Genomic DNA, 15,210 nt, shown 5'->3' on the forward strand with positions numbered 1-15,210 from the left:
CTAAGGAACATAAAGTGAACGGAATGACCACCAGAGTCGTATGTTCCCCCTCACCCCAGCCCTCTCCCTCAAGGGAGAGGGGGTCGTCCGTGCAGGCATTATTTTATGGGGATCCCTTCTCCTGTTAGCCCGGCGCTACGGGGGGACAATTTACAAACTCTTTGCACTTCACCCGATCTTCCCGACACACCCATTCGCCATAATTATGTTTAACGCCTTATAAAACAATAACCTTATCATTTACATGGACTATGGTGATGATGACCTCTTCGCGTTTTACTCGCTGGATGACCCTGTTTGCGCTGGCAGCCACCGTCGCGGTTGCGCTTCCCGCTCGGGCAAACACCTGGCCCCTTCCCCCTCCCGGCAGCAATGTCGTGGGCGAAAACCGCTTTCATGTGGTTGAAAACAATGGTGGTTCGCTGGAAGCCATTGCCAAAAAATATAACGTCGGTTTTCTGGCCCTGCTGCAGGCAAACCCCGGCGTCGATCCGTACGTCCCGCGCGCGGGCAGCGTACTGACCATCCCGTTACAGACTATCCTGCCGGACGCCCCGCGCGAGGGGATGGTGATAAACCTGGCCGAACTGCGTCTGTACTATTACCCGCCGGGTAAAAATGAAGTCACCGTCTACCCTATCGGTATTGGTCAGCTGGGCGGCGACACCCTGACGCCGACGATGGTTACCACCGTCTCGGATAAACGCGCGAATCCAACCTGGACCCCGACGGCCAACATTCGTGCCCGCTATAAGGCCCAGGGGATCGATCTTCCTGCCGTGGTGCCGGCTGGTCCGGATAACCCGATGGGGCATCACGCGATACGCCTCGCGGCATACGGCGGCGTCTACCTGCTGCACGGAACGAATGCAGACTTTGGCATTGGCATGCGCGTCAGCTCCGGCTGTATTCGTCTGCGCGATGACGATATCAAAACGCTGTTTAACGTCGTTACGCCTGGAACCAAAGTGAATATTATCAATACGCCGATTAAAGTTTCAGAGGAGCCCGGCGGCGTGCGGCTGGTTGAGATTCATCAGCCGTTATCGAAAAACATTGGCGACGATCCGCAGACGCTGCCCATTAACCTGAATGCCGCGATGGTAAGCTTCAAAACGAATGCCAATACCAACAGCGTGGTGATGGAGCGCGCGATGGAAGCCCGGTCAGGCATGCCGACCGATGTCACCCGGCATTACGACGTCGTCCAGCAGTCGATGTAAATCAGAAATAAAAAAACGCCCTGCTGAGCAGGGCGTTTTTTATTGCAGTGGCATAAATGAGGGTTTATGCCCGGCTTATTTGTAGATGACCGCAGTGCCGTGCAGGGTGTTAGGACCGGTCACAGAGGTGATGCGGTAAGATTTAGCACCCATCTCTTGCGCTTTTTGTGCCAGCTGATCTTCCAGTGAACCCAGGTTAGTACCGGCAGACGCGGAGATTGTCCCGACTTTATGCTGGTCAGCAGGGGTGGATTGCACTTGTACAGCAGCAAAGCTTGCGAAAGAGAGTGAACTCAGAACAGCGGCAGCGATGAGAGTTTTTACATTTTTCATGATGTTTACCTTTAGCAGATGAATTTGGAGGTCGTTAATCATTTAGTTAACGATCGATAGGTAAATCATAAACGTGATCCAGGTCACGCGTCAACATAATTTTATAACGACCATTAACTTAATTTTAAAATTGTTAATTTTCATACATATATGATTAATTTATTTTTAAGCATTCAGCGCTGGTGGTGACTTGCGTTTATTTTTATAATGGTCATTCACCAAACCAACAGAGGACCAACGGCAAATGACAACCGATGTCACGAGTTGTGCGAAGAAAAGCCGTGGCCGACCAAAAGTGTTTGACAGGGATGCAGCGCTTGATAAGGCCATGACTCTCTTCTGGCAACATGGGTATGAAGCAACCTCGCTTTCCGATCTGGTAGAAGCCACCGGAGCCAAAGCGCCGACGCTGTATGCCGAATTTACCAATAAAGAGGGACTGTTCAGGGCGGTGCTGGACAGATACATTTCGCGTTTTGCGGCGAAACACGAAGCCCAGCTGTTCTGCGAAGAGAAAAGCGTTGAACAGGCGCTTCGCGACTATTTCACCGCCGTCGCGACCTGCTTTACCAGTAAAGAGACGCCTGCGGGCTGCTTTATGATTAACACTTCTGCCACCCTTGCGGCGTCCTCCAAAGAGATTGCCAATACGGTGAAATCGCGGCATGCGATGCAGGAGGAGACGCTCAGCGCCTTTCTGGCTCAGCGCCAGCAGCGTGGTGAAATCCCCGCACAATGCAACCCTCAGCTGCTGGCACAATACCTGAGCTGTATTTTGCAGGGGATGTCGATCAGCGCCCGTGAAGGGGCCACGCTGGAAAAACTGCAGCATATTAGCGAAACCACGCTGCGGCTGTGGCCTGAGCTATTGAAAATCTGAAGCAAAAAAAAGCTCCTCAGCCTGAGCGCATGAGGAGCTAAATTCAGAGAACATCTTTTTTACACTTTGTTATTCAGAACCAGCTGGCCGTTTCCATCCAGTGGAATTTGCGTACCCGGGTCTTTATCCATGCGGATTTTGCCCTGCTGATCGCCAATTTTGTACGTCACGTCATAACCCAGCATTTTTTCCGACTTGTCATAGACGGTTTTGCAGCGTTGCTGAGTCGTGGTGTAGGTATCATTATCCTGCATCGCGCCCTGCACCTGGTTACCGGCATAGCCGCCACCCAGCGCGCCGACCACGGTCGCTACGTCTTTACCCCGGCCGCCGCCAAACTGGTGACCAATTACGCCACCCGCTACCGCACCCAGAACAGAACCGGCGATGCGGTTTTCATCCTGTACCGGACGACGGTGCGTCACGGAAACGTTGCGGCACTCCTGACGAGGGGTTTTTACGGTTTCTTTAATCGGTGTAGCAGAAACCACCTGTGCATACTGCGGGCCGCGATCTAATACGTTGAGACTGGCAACGGCAGCCACACCTAACGCAGCCGCGACGCCAATCCCTATACCCGCCAACATTGATTTATTCACGGGACTTCCTCCTTTGTTGCTATTGGTAACAATTTTGCAATGGAGGCACGGCTTCGCCAATAAGATAAAGGATCAAAAAAGGAGCGTTGAGAGGAGATATATTGTATTTAGGAGAACTCTTAAGCAGTCAAACTGTGATCTACAGCATGAAATGCTAAAAACTCCCTCCGGAGGGCCCGGAGGGAGTGAAAGATTAGTGCAGCTTCAGACGCGGACGGATCACGCGGTTGATTCTGCCCACCAGCATCATCAGCCCGGTTTTGAAGTAGCCGTGCAGCGCAATCTGGTGCATGCGGTACAAGGAGATATACACGAAGCGGGCAATGCGCCCTTCTACCATCATTGAGCCGCGCATCAGGTTGCCCATCAGGCTGCCGACGGTAGAGAAGTTTGACAGCGACACCAGTGACCCGTGGTCTTTGTAGACATAGGCTTTCATTGGCTTGCCTTTGTACTGCGCCAGAATGTTGTGCAGCACCAGGCTTGCCATCTGGTGAGCGGCCTGCGCGCGCGGCGGCACGAATCCACCTTCAGGACGCGCGCAGGAGGCACAGTCACCGATGGCAAAGATTTCAGGATCGCGCGTGGTTTGCAGCGTTGGCTCGGTTACCAGCTGGTTAATGCGGTTGGTTTCCAGACCGCCGATCTCTTTCATAAAGTCAGGCGCTTTGATACCTGCCGCCCAGACCATCAGATCCGCTTTGATATACTCGCCGTCTTTGGTATGCAGGCCGCCTTCGTCGGCGCTGGTCACCATGGTCTGCGTCAGCACCCGCACGCCCAATTTGGTGAGCTCATTGTGCGCCGCACCGGAAATACGCGGAGGCAGCGCAGGCAGGATGCGTTCACCGGCTTCAACCAGCGTGACGTTCAGCGCTTCGTTAGTTAACCCTTTATAACCGTAGCTGTGCAGCTGTTTCACCGCATTGTGCAGCTCCGCTGACAGCTCAACGCCCGTCGCGCCGCCGCCGACAATAGCGATATTCACCTTACCGTTCGCACCCATATTGCTGGTGTACTTCAGGAACAGGTTCAGCATTTCCTGATGGAAACGACGCGCCTGGTGCGGGTTATCGAGGAAGATACAGTGCTCTTTCACCCCCGGCGTGTTGAAGTCGTTGGAGGTACTGCCCAGCGCCATGACCAGCGTGTCGTACGCCAGTTTACGCTCGGGAACCAGCAGATCCCCTTTCTCATCGCGCAGCTCTGCCAGGGTGATCGTTTTGCTTTCACGGTTGATGTCCACCACCGAGCCCAGCTGGAACTGGAAATGATGGTTGCGCGCGTGCGCCAGATAGCTGAGCGCGTCCACGCCCTCATCCAGAGAACCGGTCGCCACTTCGTGCAGCAGCGGTTTCCACAGGTGGCTGTGGTTACGATCCACCAGCGTGATTTTGGCTTTTTTACCGCGCCCCAGCTTCTTACCCAACTGTGTCGCCAGCTCCAGCCCGCCAGCACCACCGCCTACAATCACTATCTTTTTCAATGGCGTAGTCAACGTGACCCCCTCAAATTATTAACCAATTGTTAATTAAAAGTTATAAAAATAACCCTTAATTAACAACAGGTTACAGCACTGAAACCATTCAGGTGCATTGAGAATACCACGTCAGGCGCATTGGTCATACCAAAATTGATATGCATCAAGTTTTGATGGCTTAAAAGTAGACAATTCTGGTCAAAAAGAAAGCCCGGTACGCTTTCGCGGCCGGGCTTTGATGCATGCGGGTAATTGATTAACCCAGCGTTTTAAACGCTTTGATACGCTGCAGATGCGGAGAGATGTTTTTGAACTTGTGGGTCTGTTCTTCGTCCCAGACGATCTCATAGTAATGATGCAGGAGCTCTGCTGCACGATGGCTGTTGAGCGCTTCATCATTACGCGAAAGGATCACCAGGCAGCGGTCGCGATTTTTCTCACGGAAGTTGCTCACGCACTTGGTCGCAATATCGACATACTCTTCCGGGCGGTCAATTTTGCCTTCCATGTTCTCGTTCGGGAACAGATTAGGATTGAACACCACCTGGCGAATGTCGCACAGGAAGCCAATCCGCTCCGCCCAGTAGCCGCCCAGCCCCACGCCGCAAATCAACGGACGATCGTCGACGTTGAGCTGCAGCATCTTGTCCACCTCTTTGAGCAGATGCTGCATATCATGCTTCGGATGGCGCGTGCTGTAGCTGATCAACCGTACATCCGGATCGATAAACTGCAGCTGCAGCACCTTCTCATGATTACCAGGACTGTTTGAGTCAAAACCGTGTAAATAGATGATCATCGTCTTCTCACCACGCTACGCCTTCCGGGAGGGTTTACAGGCTGGCTTTATGTGCCTGCCAGCGCTCATTCAGGTCTTCAAGCCGGGCGTTGACCGTCTTCCAGCGCGCCGAATCCATCAGCTCCTGACGGCTAAATGAACCTTTATGATACAATTGTGTAACATGCTCTGCATTGATCGGCGACAGGTTATCCAGCACGCTAACGGCACCTTTACGATTATTGCAGACCAGGATCATATCGCAACCTGCATCCAGAGATGCCTGACCGCGTTCAGCGTAGCTGCCCATGATCGCGGCCCCTTCCATCGACAAATCGTCAGAGAAAATCACGCCGTTGAAGCCCAGTTCCTGGCGCAGAACGGTTTTCAGCCAGTGCGGAGAACCGCTGGCAGGACGCGGGTCGACGTCGCTGTAAATCACGTGCGCGGGCATAATGGCATCCAGCTTGTTATCGGTGATAAGCGACTGGAAAACCGACATATCTTTGGCGCGAATCTCCGCTTCCGGGCGCGGATCGCGCGGGGTCTCTTTGTGAGAATCCGCCGTCACTGCCCCGTGACCCGGGAAGTGTTTCCCTGTGGTTTTCATCCCGGCATCGTGCATGCCGTCGATGAACCGGGTCGCCATTGCCAGCGCAATACGCGGGTCTTCATGGTATGAGCGCTCGCCAATGGCAGCGCTGATATGCCCGACATCCAGCACCGGGGCAAAGCTGATGTCGATATCCATGGCAATCATTTCGCTGGCCATCAGCCAGCCGGCCTCCTGCGCCAGTTTTCCACCCTCTTCCGTGCCGAGCAGCGCGGCAAAAGACTGGGCTGCGGGCAGGCGGGTAAAACCGTCGCGGAAACGCTGCACGCGCCCGCCTTCCTGATCGACGGCCACCACCAGATGATTGCGCGACGCGGCGCGGATCTGACGCACCAGCTCACGCAGCTGCGCCGGATCGTGATAGTTGCGGGTAAACAGGATCAGTCCACCCACCAGCGGATGCGCCAGAATTTCACGCTCCTCCGCATCCAGCTCAAACCCTTCTACATCCAACATGACTGGACCCACATCCACCTCTCTTATCCTTTAGTTTGTAACTGACGCCAGGCATCGTCTGCCAGCGCAATAAATTGTTTGTCTCTGGACTGCCGATAGCGCATTTCAAACCAGCCAGCCATTAACATGACGACCCAGGGCCGCCAGCGTTTGACCTGACGCCTCAGCGCGTCGGGGTCAATATGTGCCATCCGGGCGTAGCCCCTGATGAGCATCTGCCGCGCGGCTTCACTCTCTGTCCAGACTGCCGCCAGCTCCAGCGCCACATCGCCATCTCCCGCATATTCCCAGTCGATAAGCCTGATGCCCGCTGGCGTATGAACAATATTCCCGGCATGAACATCCATATGCAACGGCGCGAGCCGAATCGGCTGCGGCTCGCCCGTTTTACGCAGCCGCTTAAGACGTGCCAGCCACACTGGAGTACGTCTGTCTGGCAGGGCTTGCTGCCAGTAATGTTCCAGTAGAGGGAATAACGTCGTTCGCCATCCCAGGCGTGGCTGCCGGTGCAGATGATACAGCATCGCCGCAAGCTCCGGCGTGTCCGGCAGCGCGCTTTTAACTTCACCTTCCAGATAGTCCACGGCCATCCAGCCCTGTCTGAAAAAACGAGGGGCAGGTACGAGATCCGCCGGAAGACGTCTCAGGGCACGAAACTGACGACGAAAATGAGAGGCAGGAGCAGAGGGGTCGTGATTTTGCCGCAAGACCAGACGTCGTTCGCCCTGCTCTATAATGCAACTCGCGCCGCCAAGCCCGGAATGGGCCTGCGGCGCGATAAGGCGGTACTGAGGAAAATAGCGCGTCAGAATCTCTTCACGCGTGCTGTCATTGTTGCGTAACCGCACCTTTACCTGACCAGATAATTTCGCCTGTCTGAACCAGCATCAGCTGCATCTGCAGGGCTGGGGTATTCACGTTACCGGTGGCGTTAGAGTACAGCACATACTGTGCGCCAACGTTACGGGCAATGCCGATCGCCTTGCTGCGGGTGCCGAGGCTATCCTGCGGCGACAGGCCCAGCTGCTGTTTGGCGACGGCGAGCTGCTGAGCCGAGACCAGCGTAAACTTGCCGTTATTAGCAAGAGCATTACGCAGGGTTTCCGTCGCTTCACCCGCGTTCAGCGAACCGTTGGTACGGTTGTTGACGCTGTCGACCAGCAACACGCTGCCCGCCGTCACGCCCTGCGCCTGCAGCATTTTGCCTACCATCGGCTGCATCGCCCCGTTCCAGTCGTAATGGCGCACGCGCGGCGTGGGCTGTGACGTCTGGTCCGGATGTTCAATCGGGCCTGGCTGCGCCGGTATAGACGGTACAGACGGCACGGTTGGCTGCTGCTGCGTTGGCGGCGTCGGCTGTTCAGTACCCGGTTTAGCCTCTTCCACAGGCGCAGGCTGTTCAGTTCGGGTCACACACCCTGCGAGAAACAGAGCGAAAGCTGTCACGAGCGCATAGCGGCTCAAATTTTTAATCAAGGTTCACCCCTCAGAGATAAAGATAAAGTCTCACCTTATGCGCACCCAGATAGTTAGCGCTGCCATAGAGCGTTACCGACGACCTGGCCGGAATGGTGACGCTGCGCGGCGCCTCCAGCGGATGCATTTCAAGACCTCTTACGTCATACCAGAAAAAACGGTAGTGGACCGTCACTGGTTCATGTCTTTCATTAAAGAGCGTAGAGGAGGCAGATGAGTTGATTTCGCTGATGGTCAACGCGGGCTGTTGCGCCGTAATACCCGCGGCAAGCACGGAGGACTCCATGACCAGCGTCTGTTCATCATTCACGGGGATCGCCGGACGCGAGCTGCACCCCACAATCATCATCGCCATTACCAGCGCTGCAATACGCCCTTTCAGCATGTCAAAGACCTTTATGTGCCAGCATCGGCCCCAGAGGACGACCACCCAGCAGATGCATGTGAATATGATAAACTTCCTGACCACCATGGCGGTTGCAGTTCATGATCAGACGGTAACCGTCTTCTGCAATCCCTTCCTGTTCAGCGATTTTGGCAGCCACCGTCAGCATACGACCTAACGCCACTTCATGCTCGGTTTTTACGTCGTTTACAGTCGGAATCAGAATATTGGGAATGATAAGGATGTGCGTCGGAGCCTGAGGGGAAATGTCCCGGAAAGCCGTCACCAGTTCATCCTGATAGACGATATCTGACGGAATTTCGCGGCGGATAATTTTACTGAAAATCGTTTCTTCAGCCATGACCTTTTCCTTTTTTGTTTAATCTGGCGCAATGCGTCCGCTGTAAACACACTCCCGGGGTTCGGTGTGTGACACAATCCAAGAGTATGAGCGAGTTTCTCCTGTCCTTTCAACCTCCTCCCTCGATTTCTTTCCTGAATGTTCATCAGCTGACTGAAGAGTGACCGCTCTCGCGTCTCAGTGGCGTTTTTTAAGACACAAATAAAAAAGGCAGCCATTCGGCTGCCTTAGTCTCCCCAGGTCACAACTTAGTTGCTGCGGATGTACTCATCCATTTCGGTTTTCAGGTTATCGGATTTGGTACCGAAGATTGCCTGTACACCAGAACCTGCAACAACTACGCCCGCTGCGCCCAGTTTTTTCAGACCCGGCTGGTCTACTTTCGCTACGTCGGCAACGCTCACACGCAGACGAGTGATGCACGCGTCCAGGTTAGTGATGTTCTCTTTACCGCCGAACGCTGCGACCAGTGCCGGAGCCATTTCGCTGGTCGCGCCAGCTTTGCTGTCTTCTGTCGCATCTTCACGACCCGGAGTTTTCAGGTCCAGTGCTTTAATCAGCACGCGGAAGATGGTGTAGTAAACAACGGCATAGCACGCACCCACGATTGGGAACAGCCACAGTTTGCTGCTGTTACCGGACAGAACGATGAAGTCGATCAGACCGTGAGAGAAGGACGTACCGTCACGCATACCCAGCAGGATACAGATTGGGAACGCCAGGCCCGCCAGAATCGCGTGGATAACGTACAGGATCGGCGCAACGAACATGAAGGAGAACTCGATCGGCTCGGTGATACCGGTCAGGAACGAGGTCAGCGCTGCGGAGATCATGATACCGCCCACTTTTGCACGGTTCTCTGGCTTCGCAGAGTGCCAGATAGCAATCGCCGCGGCTGGCAGACCGTACATTTTGAACAGGAAGCCACCAGACAGTTTACCTGCAGTTGGGTCGCCCGCCATATAACGTGGGATATCGCCGTGGAATACCTGGCCTGCTGCGTTGGTGAATTCACCAATCTGCATCTGGAATGGAACGTTCCAGATGTGGTGCAGACCGAATGGCACCAGGCAACGCTCGATGAAGCCGTAGATACCAAACGCCACAACCGGGTTCTGGTAAGCAGCCCACTGAGAGAAGGTCTGGATAGCAGAGCCGATTGGTGGCCAGATGAAGGACAGGATCACGCCAGTGAAAATCGCTGCCAGACCAGAGATGATCGGAACGAAACGCTTGCCCGCGAAGAAGCCCAGATACTCAGGCAGCTTGATGCGATAGAAGCGGTTAAACATATACGCTGCAATCGCACCGGAGATGATACCGCCCAGAACACCGGTGTCCGCCAGGTGTTTCGCGGCGATCTCTTCTGCCGGTAAATGCAGAACCAGCGGCGCAACCACAGCCATGGTTTTCACCATGATGCCGTAGGCAACCACTGCAGCCAGCGCAGAAACGCCGTCGTTATTGGTGAAGCCCAGAGCCACACCGATCGCGAAGATCAGTGGCATGTTAGCAAAGACAGAACCGCCTGCTTCGGCCATCACGTGGGACACTACGGCTGGCAGCCAGCTGAAGTTAGCAGAACCGACACCCAGCAGGATACCTGCGATAGGCAGTACGGATACTGGCAGCATCAGCGATTTACCGACCTTTTGCAGGTTAGCAAATGCATTCTTAAACATAATTGAGAGTGCTCCTGAGTATTTGTGCTTTTTTTACGCTTTCACGCATTGGCCCGGGGGGAGTACCGTGCCGTGGACAGGACATCTAAGCGCCCTTTATTTATTACACAGAGTAAAATAATTCCCTCTGAGTTTGTTTGACGGCTATCACGTTTCAGCTTAAGGCGGTCGAAAAACTTTCAGTTATTTACAAAAAGCATGTCCGGATGTGTCTAAATACGCACTCACCGCCCCAAATGAGGCGGTGAACTTTACTCGCTTTACTTATTAATTACGAGCCTAAAAAAAACAGGTGTATCAGACAGATTGCAGGCGGGCTGGGTCGATATGGAACAGTGTGGAGAAGTTTTCCGTCGTCACACGGGCCAGCTCATCGATGCTGACGCCCTTCAGTACGGCCATGTACTCAGCCACATCTCTCGTCATAGCGGGCTGGTTCTCTTTACCGCGATGCGGTACCGGTGCCAGGTACGGAGAATCCGTCTCCACCAGAATGCGATCGAGCGGAACATAACGTGCAGCATCACGCAGCTGCTCAGCGTTACGGAACGTCACGATCCCCGAAAACGAGATATAAAACCCCAAATCAAGCAGCTTCCCCGCCGTTTCTCTGTCTTCTGTGAAACAGTGTAGTACGCCACCGCAATCCGTCACCTTTTCTTCCCGGAGGATAGCCAGGGTATCCGCGCGCGCATCGCGGGTGTGGACGATAACCGGCTTGTTCAGTTCCCGGCCAATGCGAATATGGTTGCGGAAGGACTCCTGCTGGCGCGGTTTGGTTTCCGGCGTGTAAAAATAGTCCAGCCCGGTCTCGCCCATCGCCACCACGCCCTCTTCGGCTGCCAGTCGGCGCAGATCCTCAACGTCGTAGGCCTCGTCCTGATTCAACGGATGTACGCCGCAGGAGAACACCACGTTATCGCGAACGCCCACCAGCTCACGCATGGAGCGATAGCCCGGCAGCGTCGTCGCCACCGCAAGACAGAATTTCACATCGCGGGCAGCGGCTTTTGCCAGCACGTCATCCACGTTTTTGTGCAGGGATTGATAATCCAGGCCATCAAGATGGCAGTGTGAGTCGACTAAAAACATAATGTCTCTCTCAGAGATGGGAAACAGGCGGTGTGACGCCGGGTTGCAGGTAATGTTCGATACGCAGTAACTGGTCGGTCAGTAAAAGCTCGCGATTAAGACCCGTCACGGTTAAAAGCTGTTCACGGCTCTGGCAGATGTCATGGAGCATCGCGTGAAGAATCTTCCCTGAGAGGCGGTTCGCCAGCGTATTCACCAGCGGCAACGCGTCCGGGTTGGTCAGAAGCGTAGCCCCCTGCTGGATTTTGAGCGCATCCAACAGCAAGGAGGCCAGCCAGTGCAGACGCTCAACGGCCCGATCGCTGTTAAGCGCAGGCAGTAAACTTAGCCAGTCCTGACTGTTCAGTGAGGCATCCAGGGCCCGGCAGAGCGTTTCTCGCTCTGACCAGACGTCAGGCTGCAGTAGTGCCAGCGCCGCCGCGGGCGCGCCGCTGCTCAGGCGCAAGGCGGACAGCGCGCTCTCTGGTGACGTTGTCACCTCTCGTTCAAGCCAGCTCAGCGCCCACGATTCCTGAGGTACCGCCAGGTGATGAAGACGACAACGGCTGCGCAACGTCGCCAGCAATCGTCCCGGGTCACGGCATGAGAGGAAAAACCACGTTTTAACCGGCGGCTCTTCCAGGGTTTTAAGCAGGGCGTTAGCCGCCGCCTCGGTAAGCAGCGTGGCGTCTTTAAGCCAGACCACTTTTGCGCCGCCCAGTCGCGCATGTTCATACAATTTTTCACTGACCTCACGCACGGCATCAATACCGAGCGCGCTTTTGCCCTTCTCAGGCTCAAGAGTGTAGTAGTCAGGATGCGTGCCCGCCTGCATCAGCTGGCAGCCACGGCATTTACCACAGCTCTTGTGCCCTTCCGGCTGCTGACACATCAGAAAACGGGTGATGGCATAAATCAACGCATCATCACCCATTCCTGGCAATGCCTGAATCAGTAACGCATGATGCCCCCGACCCGCCTGATAGCTGCCGATCAGCTGTTCAAAGTGTGGGCGCAACCATGGATACCATTTCATGCCTGCTGCTCCTGCACCCACTGCGTAATGGTGTGCTGAATGTCGCGCGTGACGTCGTCCAGGGACTGCGTCGCATCGATGGTACAAATTGAGCTGTCCTGTGCGGCCAGCTCAAGATAGCGCGCGCGGGTGCGGTTAAAGAAATCAAACGACTCTTGTTCAATGCGGTCCAGCTCGCCGCGCGCGCGGGCACGTTTGAGACCCACTTCCGGGGTCACATCCAGATAGAGCGTCAGGTCGGGGCGAAAATCACCCAATACAGCATTACGCAGCGTTGCGAGCATTGTCTGGTCGATGCCACGTCCTCCGCCCTGATACGCCTGAGTCGACAGATCGTGACGGTCGCCGATCACCCACTTGCCCTCGGCCAGGGCGGGTTTGATCACCGTCTCAACCAGCTGAACGCGCGCCGCGTAGAACATCAGCACTTCGGCCTTGTCAGTGATAACTTCGTCGCCGACGGATTTGATATCCAGTACCAGGCTGCGCAGCTTTTCAGCCAGCTGCGTGCCGCCCGGCTCGCGGGTAAATACCATATCCGCCACGCCAAGCGCTTTGAGCGTATCCACCACCACGTTGCGGGCAGTGGTTTTACCCGCCCCTTCGAGTCCCTCAATGACAATGTATTTACTGCGCATTTTTTTCCTTAAGTGCCTTCAGATAGTCCTGAACAGAGCGATTGTGGCTGGCAAGGTTGGTGTTAAAGGTATGCCCCCCTTTTCCATCAGCCACAAAATAGAGATACGGTGTTTTAGCCGGATGCGCGGCGGCTTTAAGCGACGCCTCGCTCGGCGTGGCAATCGGGCCCGGCGGTAAACCGCTAATCACGTAGGTATTATACGCCGTTGGCGTCTCCAGATCTTTTCTTGAGATTTTGCCCGTGTAGCTCTCGCCCATGCCGTAGATTACGGTAGGGTCGGTTTGCAGACGCATGCCGATGCGCAGACGGTTGATAAATACTGACGCCACCCGATCGCGCTCAGCAGCGACGGCAGTCTCTTTCTCGATGATCGAGGCCATGGTGACGAACTGGTTCGGATCGCTGTAAGGCAATCCTTCCATCCGCCCTTCCCAGGCGGCATCTACGGCGGCAACCATTTTTTTGTGCGCCCGCTTCAGGATAGCCACATCGGTCGTGCCTGCCGTGTACATCCAGGTGTCTGGCCAGAACCAGCCTTCCACCCATTCCGGATGTTCAAGCTTCAGCGCTTCTGCCACCGTCTGATAGCTATCGTCTTGTAAGGTATGTTTGATATACGGCGCGTCACGCAGCTGTTTAAGGTAATCGCTCAGGCGCATCCCTTCCACAAACCGCAGTGGGAACTGGGCTTCTTTACCGCTTTCCAGCAGCTGCAGCATCTCTCTGACGGTCATTCCCGGCGTAAAGCGATAGGTACCAGCTTTGAAATGTGACAGCTCAGGTTCCACGCGCAATAGCCACTGGAATACCCGTGGGCGATTGATAATCTTGTCGCCATAGAGCTGTTCCCCAAGCGCCTGACGGCCGGTTCCCGCTTTCAGGGTAAAGATCGTTTCGTCTTTAACCAGGATCTTGCTGTTCGCCAGCTGGCGAACTTTCCATACGCCAGCTCCGCCAGCGACGCCCAGCGCAACGATGAGGATAAGGACAAAGCGCAACATTTTTTTCATGACTATCTGGTTTGCTCACATATCGGGGCTAAAAACTGAAACAGCTCGCGCGAAGACCAGCGTTGTTGGCCATACGTACGGACGGGTACAACAGGCATCAGCGCATTGCAGATGATGACTTCATCGGCGGTCTGTAGCACGGCTTCTCCTGCGCTAACTTCGACAACGCGAAAGCCAGAGCGTGCCAGCTGTTGCAGACAAAACTGACGCATTAACCCATTTACGCCAGCGTATTCCAGCGACGGAGTGAACACCTCTTCCCCCTGCCGCCAGAGTAAATTAGCCGCACAGCATTCCGTAATGAACCCTTCGCTGTCAAGAACCAGCGCCTCATCGGCGTCCGTCTGTTCAAGATGAGTACGAATGAGCACCTGCTCCAGGCGATTGAGATGCTTAAGCCCGGCCAGCATCGGGTTTCGTCCCAGTCGTACAGGGCTCAGCGTCAGCGTGACGCCGTCTTCTCGCCAGCGAGAATAATGCGCGGGATAAGCAGAAACGGAGAGGATACGCGTTGGGTTGAGGCACGATGCAGCGCTGTAACCCCGGCCACCACTGCCGCGGCTGATGATGACTTTGAGTACGCCGCTGTCCTTCCCGGTTCCCAGCTCGCACATTTCCTGACGCAGCGTGTCCCATTGCGTAAAGGGGATCATTAGCTTTTCACAGCCATGCTGCAGGCGTCGAATGTGCGCCTCCAGCAGGCAGACATCACCGTCCAGAATGCGCGCCGTCGTAAAGCAACCATCACCGAACTGTATCGCCCTGTCGCTGGCAGGCAGCGTGTCCTGCTCAAGGCCATTGATTAAAAACATGGTGGCTCCTTATGCGTGGGCAATTAGTCTGGCAGGATGTCATGCAGCCGACAAGAAGATTAGGCTTAATAAAAAAGGCCCGGCAAGCGGACCTTTTTAAATGCGACAGGGACGTCAGGATCAGATCTTTTTGAAGATCAGAGAACCGTTGGTACCACCGAAGCCGAAGGAGTTACACAGGGTGTACTCCATACCGCTAACCTGACGCGCTTCGTGAGGAACGAAGTCCAGATCGCAACCTTCATCCGGGTTATCCAGGTTGATGGTTGGCGGAACAGCCTGATCGCGCAGCGCAAGGATGGAGTAGATTGACTCTACCGCACCCGCCGCACCCAGCAGGTGACCGGTCATGGACTTGGTGGAGCTCACCATTAC

17 protein-coding genes and 1 pseudogene are annotated in these 15,210 nt (G+C 55.0%); 2 read left to right on the forward strand and 16 right to left on the reverse strand.

Annotated features, from left to right (window positions below):
- The first annotated feature begins 257 nt into the window (after positions 1-257).
- On the forward strand, positions 258-1,223 hold the full coding sequence (locus tag DEO48_RS04295; RefSeq protein ID WP_109844461.1) for a L,D-transpeptidase family protein: 966 nt from the start codon (positions 258-260) through the stop codon (positions 1,221-1,223).
- A 75-nt stretch (positions 1,224-1,298) separates the two neighbouring features.
- Here the strand turns inward: DEO48_RS04295 and bhsA are convergent, their stop codons facing one another.
- A complete protein-coding gene (gene bhsA / locus DEO48_RS04300; protein ID WP_023616599.1) occupies positions 1,299-1,556 on the reverse strand; it encodes a multiple stress resistance protein BhsA in 258 nt (85 codons plus the stop codon).
- A gap of 244 nt (positions 1,557-1,800) precedes the next feature.
- Here bhsA and DEO48_RS04305 point away from each other — a divergent pair, with 244 nt between their 5' ends.
- Positions 1,801-2,436, forward strand: a complete 636-nt coding sequence (locus DEO48_RS04305) for a TetR/AcrR family transcriptional regulator (RefSeq protein WP_029739866.1) — start codon at positions 1,801-1,803, stop codon at positions 2,434-2,436.
- Between the two features lie 59 nt (positions 2,437-2,495).
- Here the strand turns inward: DEO48_RS04305 and DEO48_RS04310 are convergent, their stop codons facing one another.
- The 15 genes and pseudogenes from DEO48_RS04310 to DEO48_RS04380 form a co-directional block, all read right to left on the reverse strand.
- A complete protein-coding gene (locus DEO48_RS04310) occupies positions 2,496-3,035 on the reverse strand; it encodes a glycine zipper 2TM domain-containing protein (protein WP_008500779.1) in 540 nt (179 codons plus the stop codon).
- Positions 3,036-3,228: 193 nt separating this feature from the next.
- Positions 3,229-4,533: an NAD(P)/FAD-dependent oxidoreductase gene (locus DEO48_RS04315; RefSeq protein WP_047742198.1), complete on the reverse strand. Its 1,305-nt coding sequence runs from the start codon at positions 4,531-4,533 to the stop codon at positions 3,229-3,231.
- A 238-nt stretch (positions 4,534-4,771) separates the two neighbouring features.
- The gene (gene ycfP, locus DEO48_RS04320) at positions 4,772-5,314 is read right to left on the reverse strand and encodes an alpha/beta hydrolase YcfP (RefSeq protein ID WP_008500781.1); all 543 of its coding nucleotides are present in this window, start codon (positions 5,312-5,314) and stop codon (positions 4,772-4,774) included.
- A 34-nt stretch (positions 5,315-5,348) separates the two neighbouring features.
- Entirely contained in the window at positions 5,349-6,374 is a 1,026-nt protein-coding gene (gene nagZ, locus DEO48_RS04325; RefSeq protein ID WP_109844465.1) for a beta-N-acetylhexosaminidase, read from the reverse strand.
- A gap of 11 nt (positions 6,375-6,385) precedes the next feature.
- Positions 6,386-7,210, reverse strand: a complete 825-nt coding sequence (gene thiK, locus DEO48_RS04330) for a thiamine kinase (RefSeq protein ID WP_109844462.1) — start codon at positions 7,208-7,210, stop codon at positions 6,386-6,388.
- A complete protein-coding gene (lpoB, locus tag DEO48_RS04335) occupies positions 7,191-7,838 on the reverse strand; it encodes a penicillin-binding protein activator LpoB (RefSeq protein WP_023311160.1) in 648 nt (215 codons plus the stop codon). The genes thiK and lpoB overlap by 20 nt, the downstream gene beginning before the upstream one ends.
- A 10-nt stretch (positions 7,839-7,848) precedes the next feature.
- Positions 7,849-8,223 (reverse strand): YcfL family protein, encoded by a 375-nt coding sequence (locus DEO48_RS04340; protein WP_023311159.1) that lies wholly within the window; start codon positions 8,221-8,223, stop codon positions 7,849-7,851.
- Position 8,224: 1 nt separating this feature from the next.
- Positions 8,225-8,584, reverse strand: a complete 360-nt coding sequence (hinT, locus tag DEO48_RS04345; RefSeq protein ID WP_006809243.1) for a purine nucleoside phosphoramidase — start codon at positions 8,582-8,584, stop codon at positions 8,225-8,227.
- 248 nt (positions 8,585-8,832) lie between these two features.
- The gene (gene ptsG / locus DEO48_RS04350; RefSeq protein WP_023311158.1) at positions 8,833-10,266 is read right to left on the reverse strand and encodes a PTS glucose transporter subunit IIBC; all 1,434 of its coding nucleotides are present in this window, start codon (positions 10,264-10,266) and stop codon (positions 8,833-8,835) included.
- A 297-nt stretch (positions 10,267-10,563) separates the two neighbouring features.
- On the reverse strand, positions 10,564-11,358 hold the full coding sequence (locus tag DEO48_RS04355; RefSeq protein WP_023311157.1) for a metal-dependent hydrolase: 795 nt from the start codon (positions 11,356-11,358) through the stop codon (positions 10,564-10,566).
- A gap of 10 nt (positions 11,359-11,368) precedes the next feature.
- Positions 11,369-12,373 carry a DNA polymerase III subunit delta' gene (holB, locus tag DEO48_RS04360; protein ID WP_047742202.1) on the reverse strand — a complete coding sequence of 335 codons (1,005 nt, stop codon included), beginning with the start codon at positions 12,371-12,373 and terminating at the stop codon, positions 11,369-11,371.
- The gene (tmk, locus tag DEO48_RS04365; RefSeq protein ID WP_023311155.1) at positions 12,370-13,011 is read right to left on the reverse strand and encodes a dTMP kinase; all 642 of its coding nucleotides are present in this window, start codon (positions 13,009-13,011) and stop codon (positions 12,370-12,372) included. The genes holB and tmk overlap by 4 nt, the downstream gene beginning before the upstream one ends.
- Positions 13,001-14,023 carry a cell division protein YceG gene (gene yceG, locus DEO48_RS04370; RefSeq protein WP_109844463.1) on the reverse strand — a complete coding sequence of 341 codons (1,023 nt, stop codon included), beginning with the start codon at positions 14,021-14,023 and terminating at the stop codon, positions 13,001-13,003. Before yceG ends, tmk begins: the two co-directional genes overlap by 11 nt.
- A 2-nt stretch (positions 14,024-14,025) precedes the next feature.
- The gene (gene pabC / locus DEO48_RS04375; protein WP_109844464.1) at positions 14,026-14,835 is read right to left on the reverse strand and encodes an aminodeoxychorismate lyase; all 810 of its coding nucleotides are present in this window, start codon (positions 14,833-14,835) and stop codon (positions 14,026-14,028) included.
- 120 nt (positions 14,836-14,955) lie between these two features.
- Positions 14,956-15,210, reverse strand: a pseudogene (locus DEO48_RS04380) (beta-ketoacyl-ACP synthase II); the annotation flags it as partial.

This window comes from Enterobacter sp. CGMCC 5087 (assembly GCF_003144775.1).
In the GTDB taxonomy this organism is placed as follows: domain Bacteria; phylum Pseudomonadota; class Gammaproteobacteria; order Enterobacterales; family Enterobacteriaceae; genus Enterobacter; species Enterobacter cloacae_M.

Coding starts and splice junctions, on each gene's coding strand:
- DEO48_RS04295 (WP_109844461.1), top strand. CDS start 258: ATGATGACCTCTTCGCGTTTTACTCGCTGGATGACCCTGTTTGCGCTG.
- bhsA (WP_023616599.1), bottom strand. CDS start 1,556: ATGAAAAATGTAAAAACTCTCATCGCTGCCGCTGTTCTGAGTTCACTC.
- DEO48_RS04305 (WP_029739866.1), top strand. CDS start 1,801: ATGACAACCGATGTCACGAGTTGTGCGAAGAAAAGCCGTGGCCGACCA.
- ycfP (WP_008500781.1), bottom strand. CDS start 5,314: ATGATCATCTATTTACACGGTTTTGACTCAAACAGTCCTGGTAATCAT.
- DEO48_RS04340 (WP_023311159.1), bottom strand. CDS start 8,223: ATGCTGAAAGGGCGTATTGCAGCGCTGGTAATGGCGATGATGATTGTG.
- hinT (WP_006809243.1), bottom strand. CDS start 8,584: ATGGCTGAAGAAACGATTTTCAGTAAAATTATCCGCCGCGAAATTCCG.
- ptsG (WP_023311158.1), bottom strand. CDS start 10,266: ATGTTTAAGAATGCATTTGCTAACCTGCAAAAGGTCGGTAAATCGCTG.
- DEO48_RS04355 (WP_023311157.1), bottom strand. CDS start 11,358: ATGTTTTTAGTCGACTCACACTGCCATCTTGATGGCCTGGATTATCAA.
- holB (WP_047742202.1), bottom strand. CDS start 12,373: ATGAAATGGTATCCATGGTTGCGCCCACACTTTGAACAGCTGATCGGC.
- tmk (WP_023311155.1), bottom strand. CDS start 13,011: ATGCGCAGTAAATACATTGTCATTGAGGGACTCGAAGGGGCGGGTAAA.
- yceG (WP_109844463.1), bottom strand. CDS start 14,023: ATGAAAAAAATGTTGCGCTTTGTCCTTATCCTCATCGTTGCGCTGGGC.
- pabC (WP_109844464.1), bottom strand. CDS start 14,835: ATGTTTTTAATCAATGGCCTTGAGCAGGACACGCTGCCTGCCAGCGAC.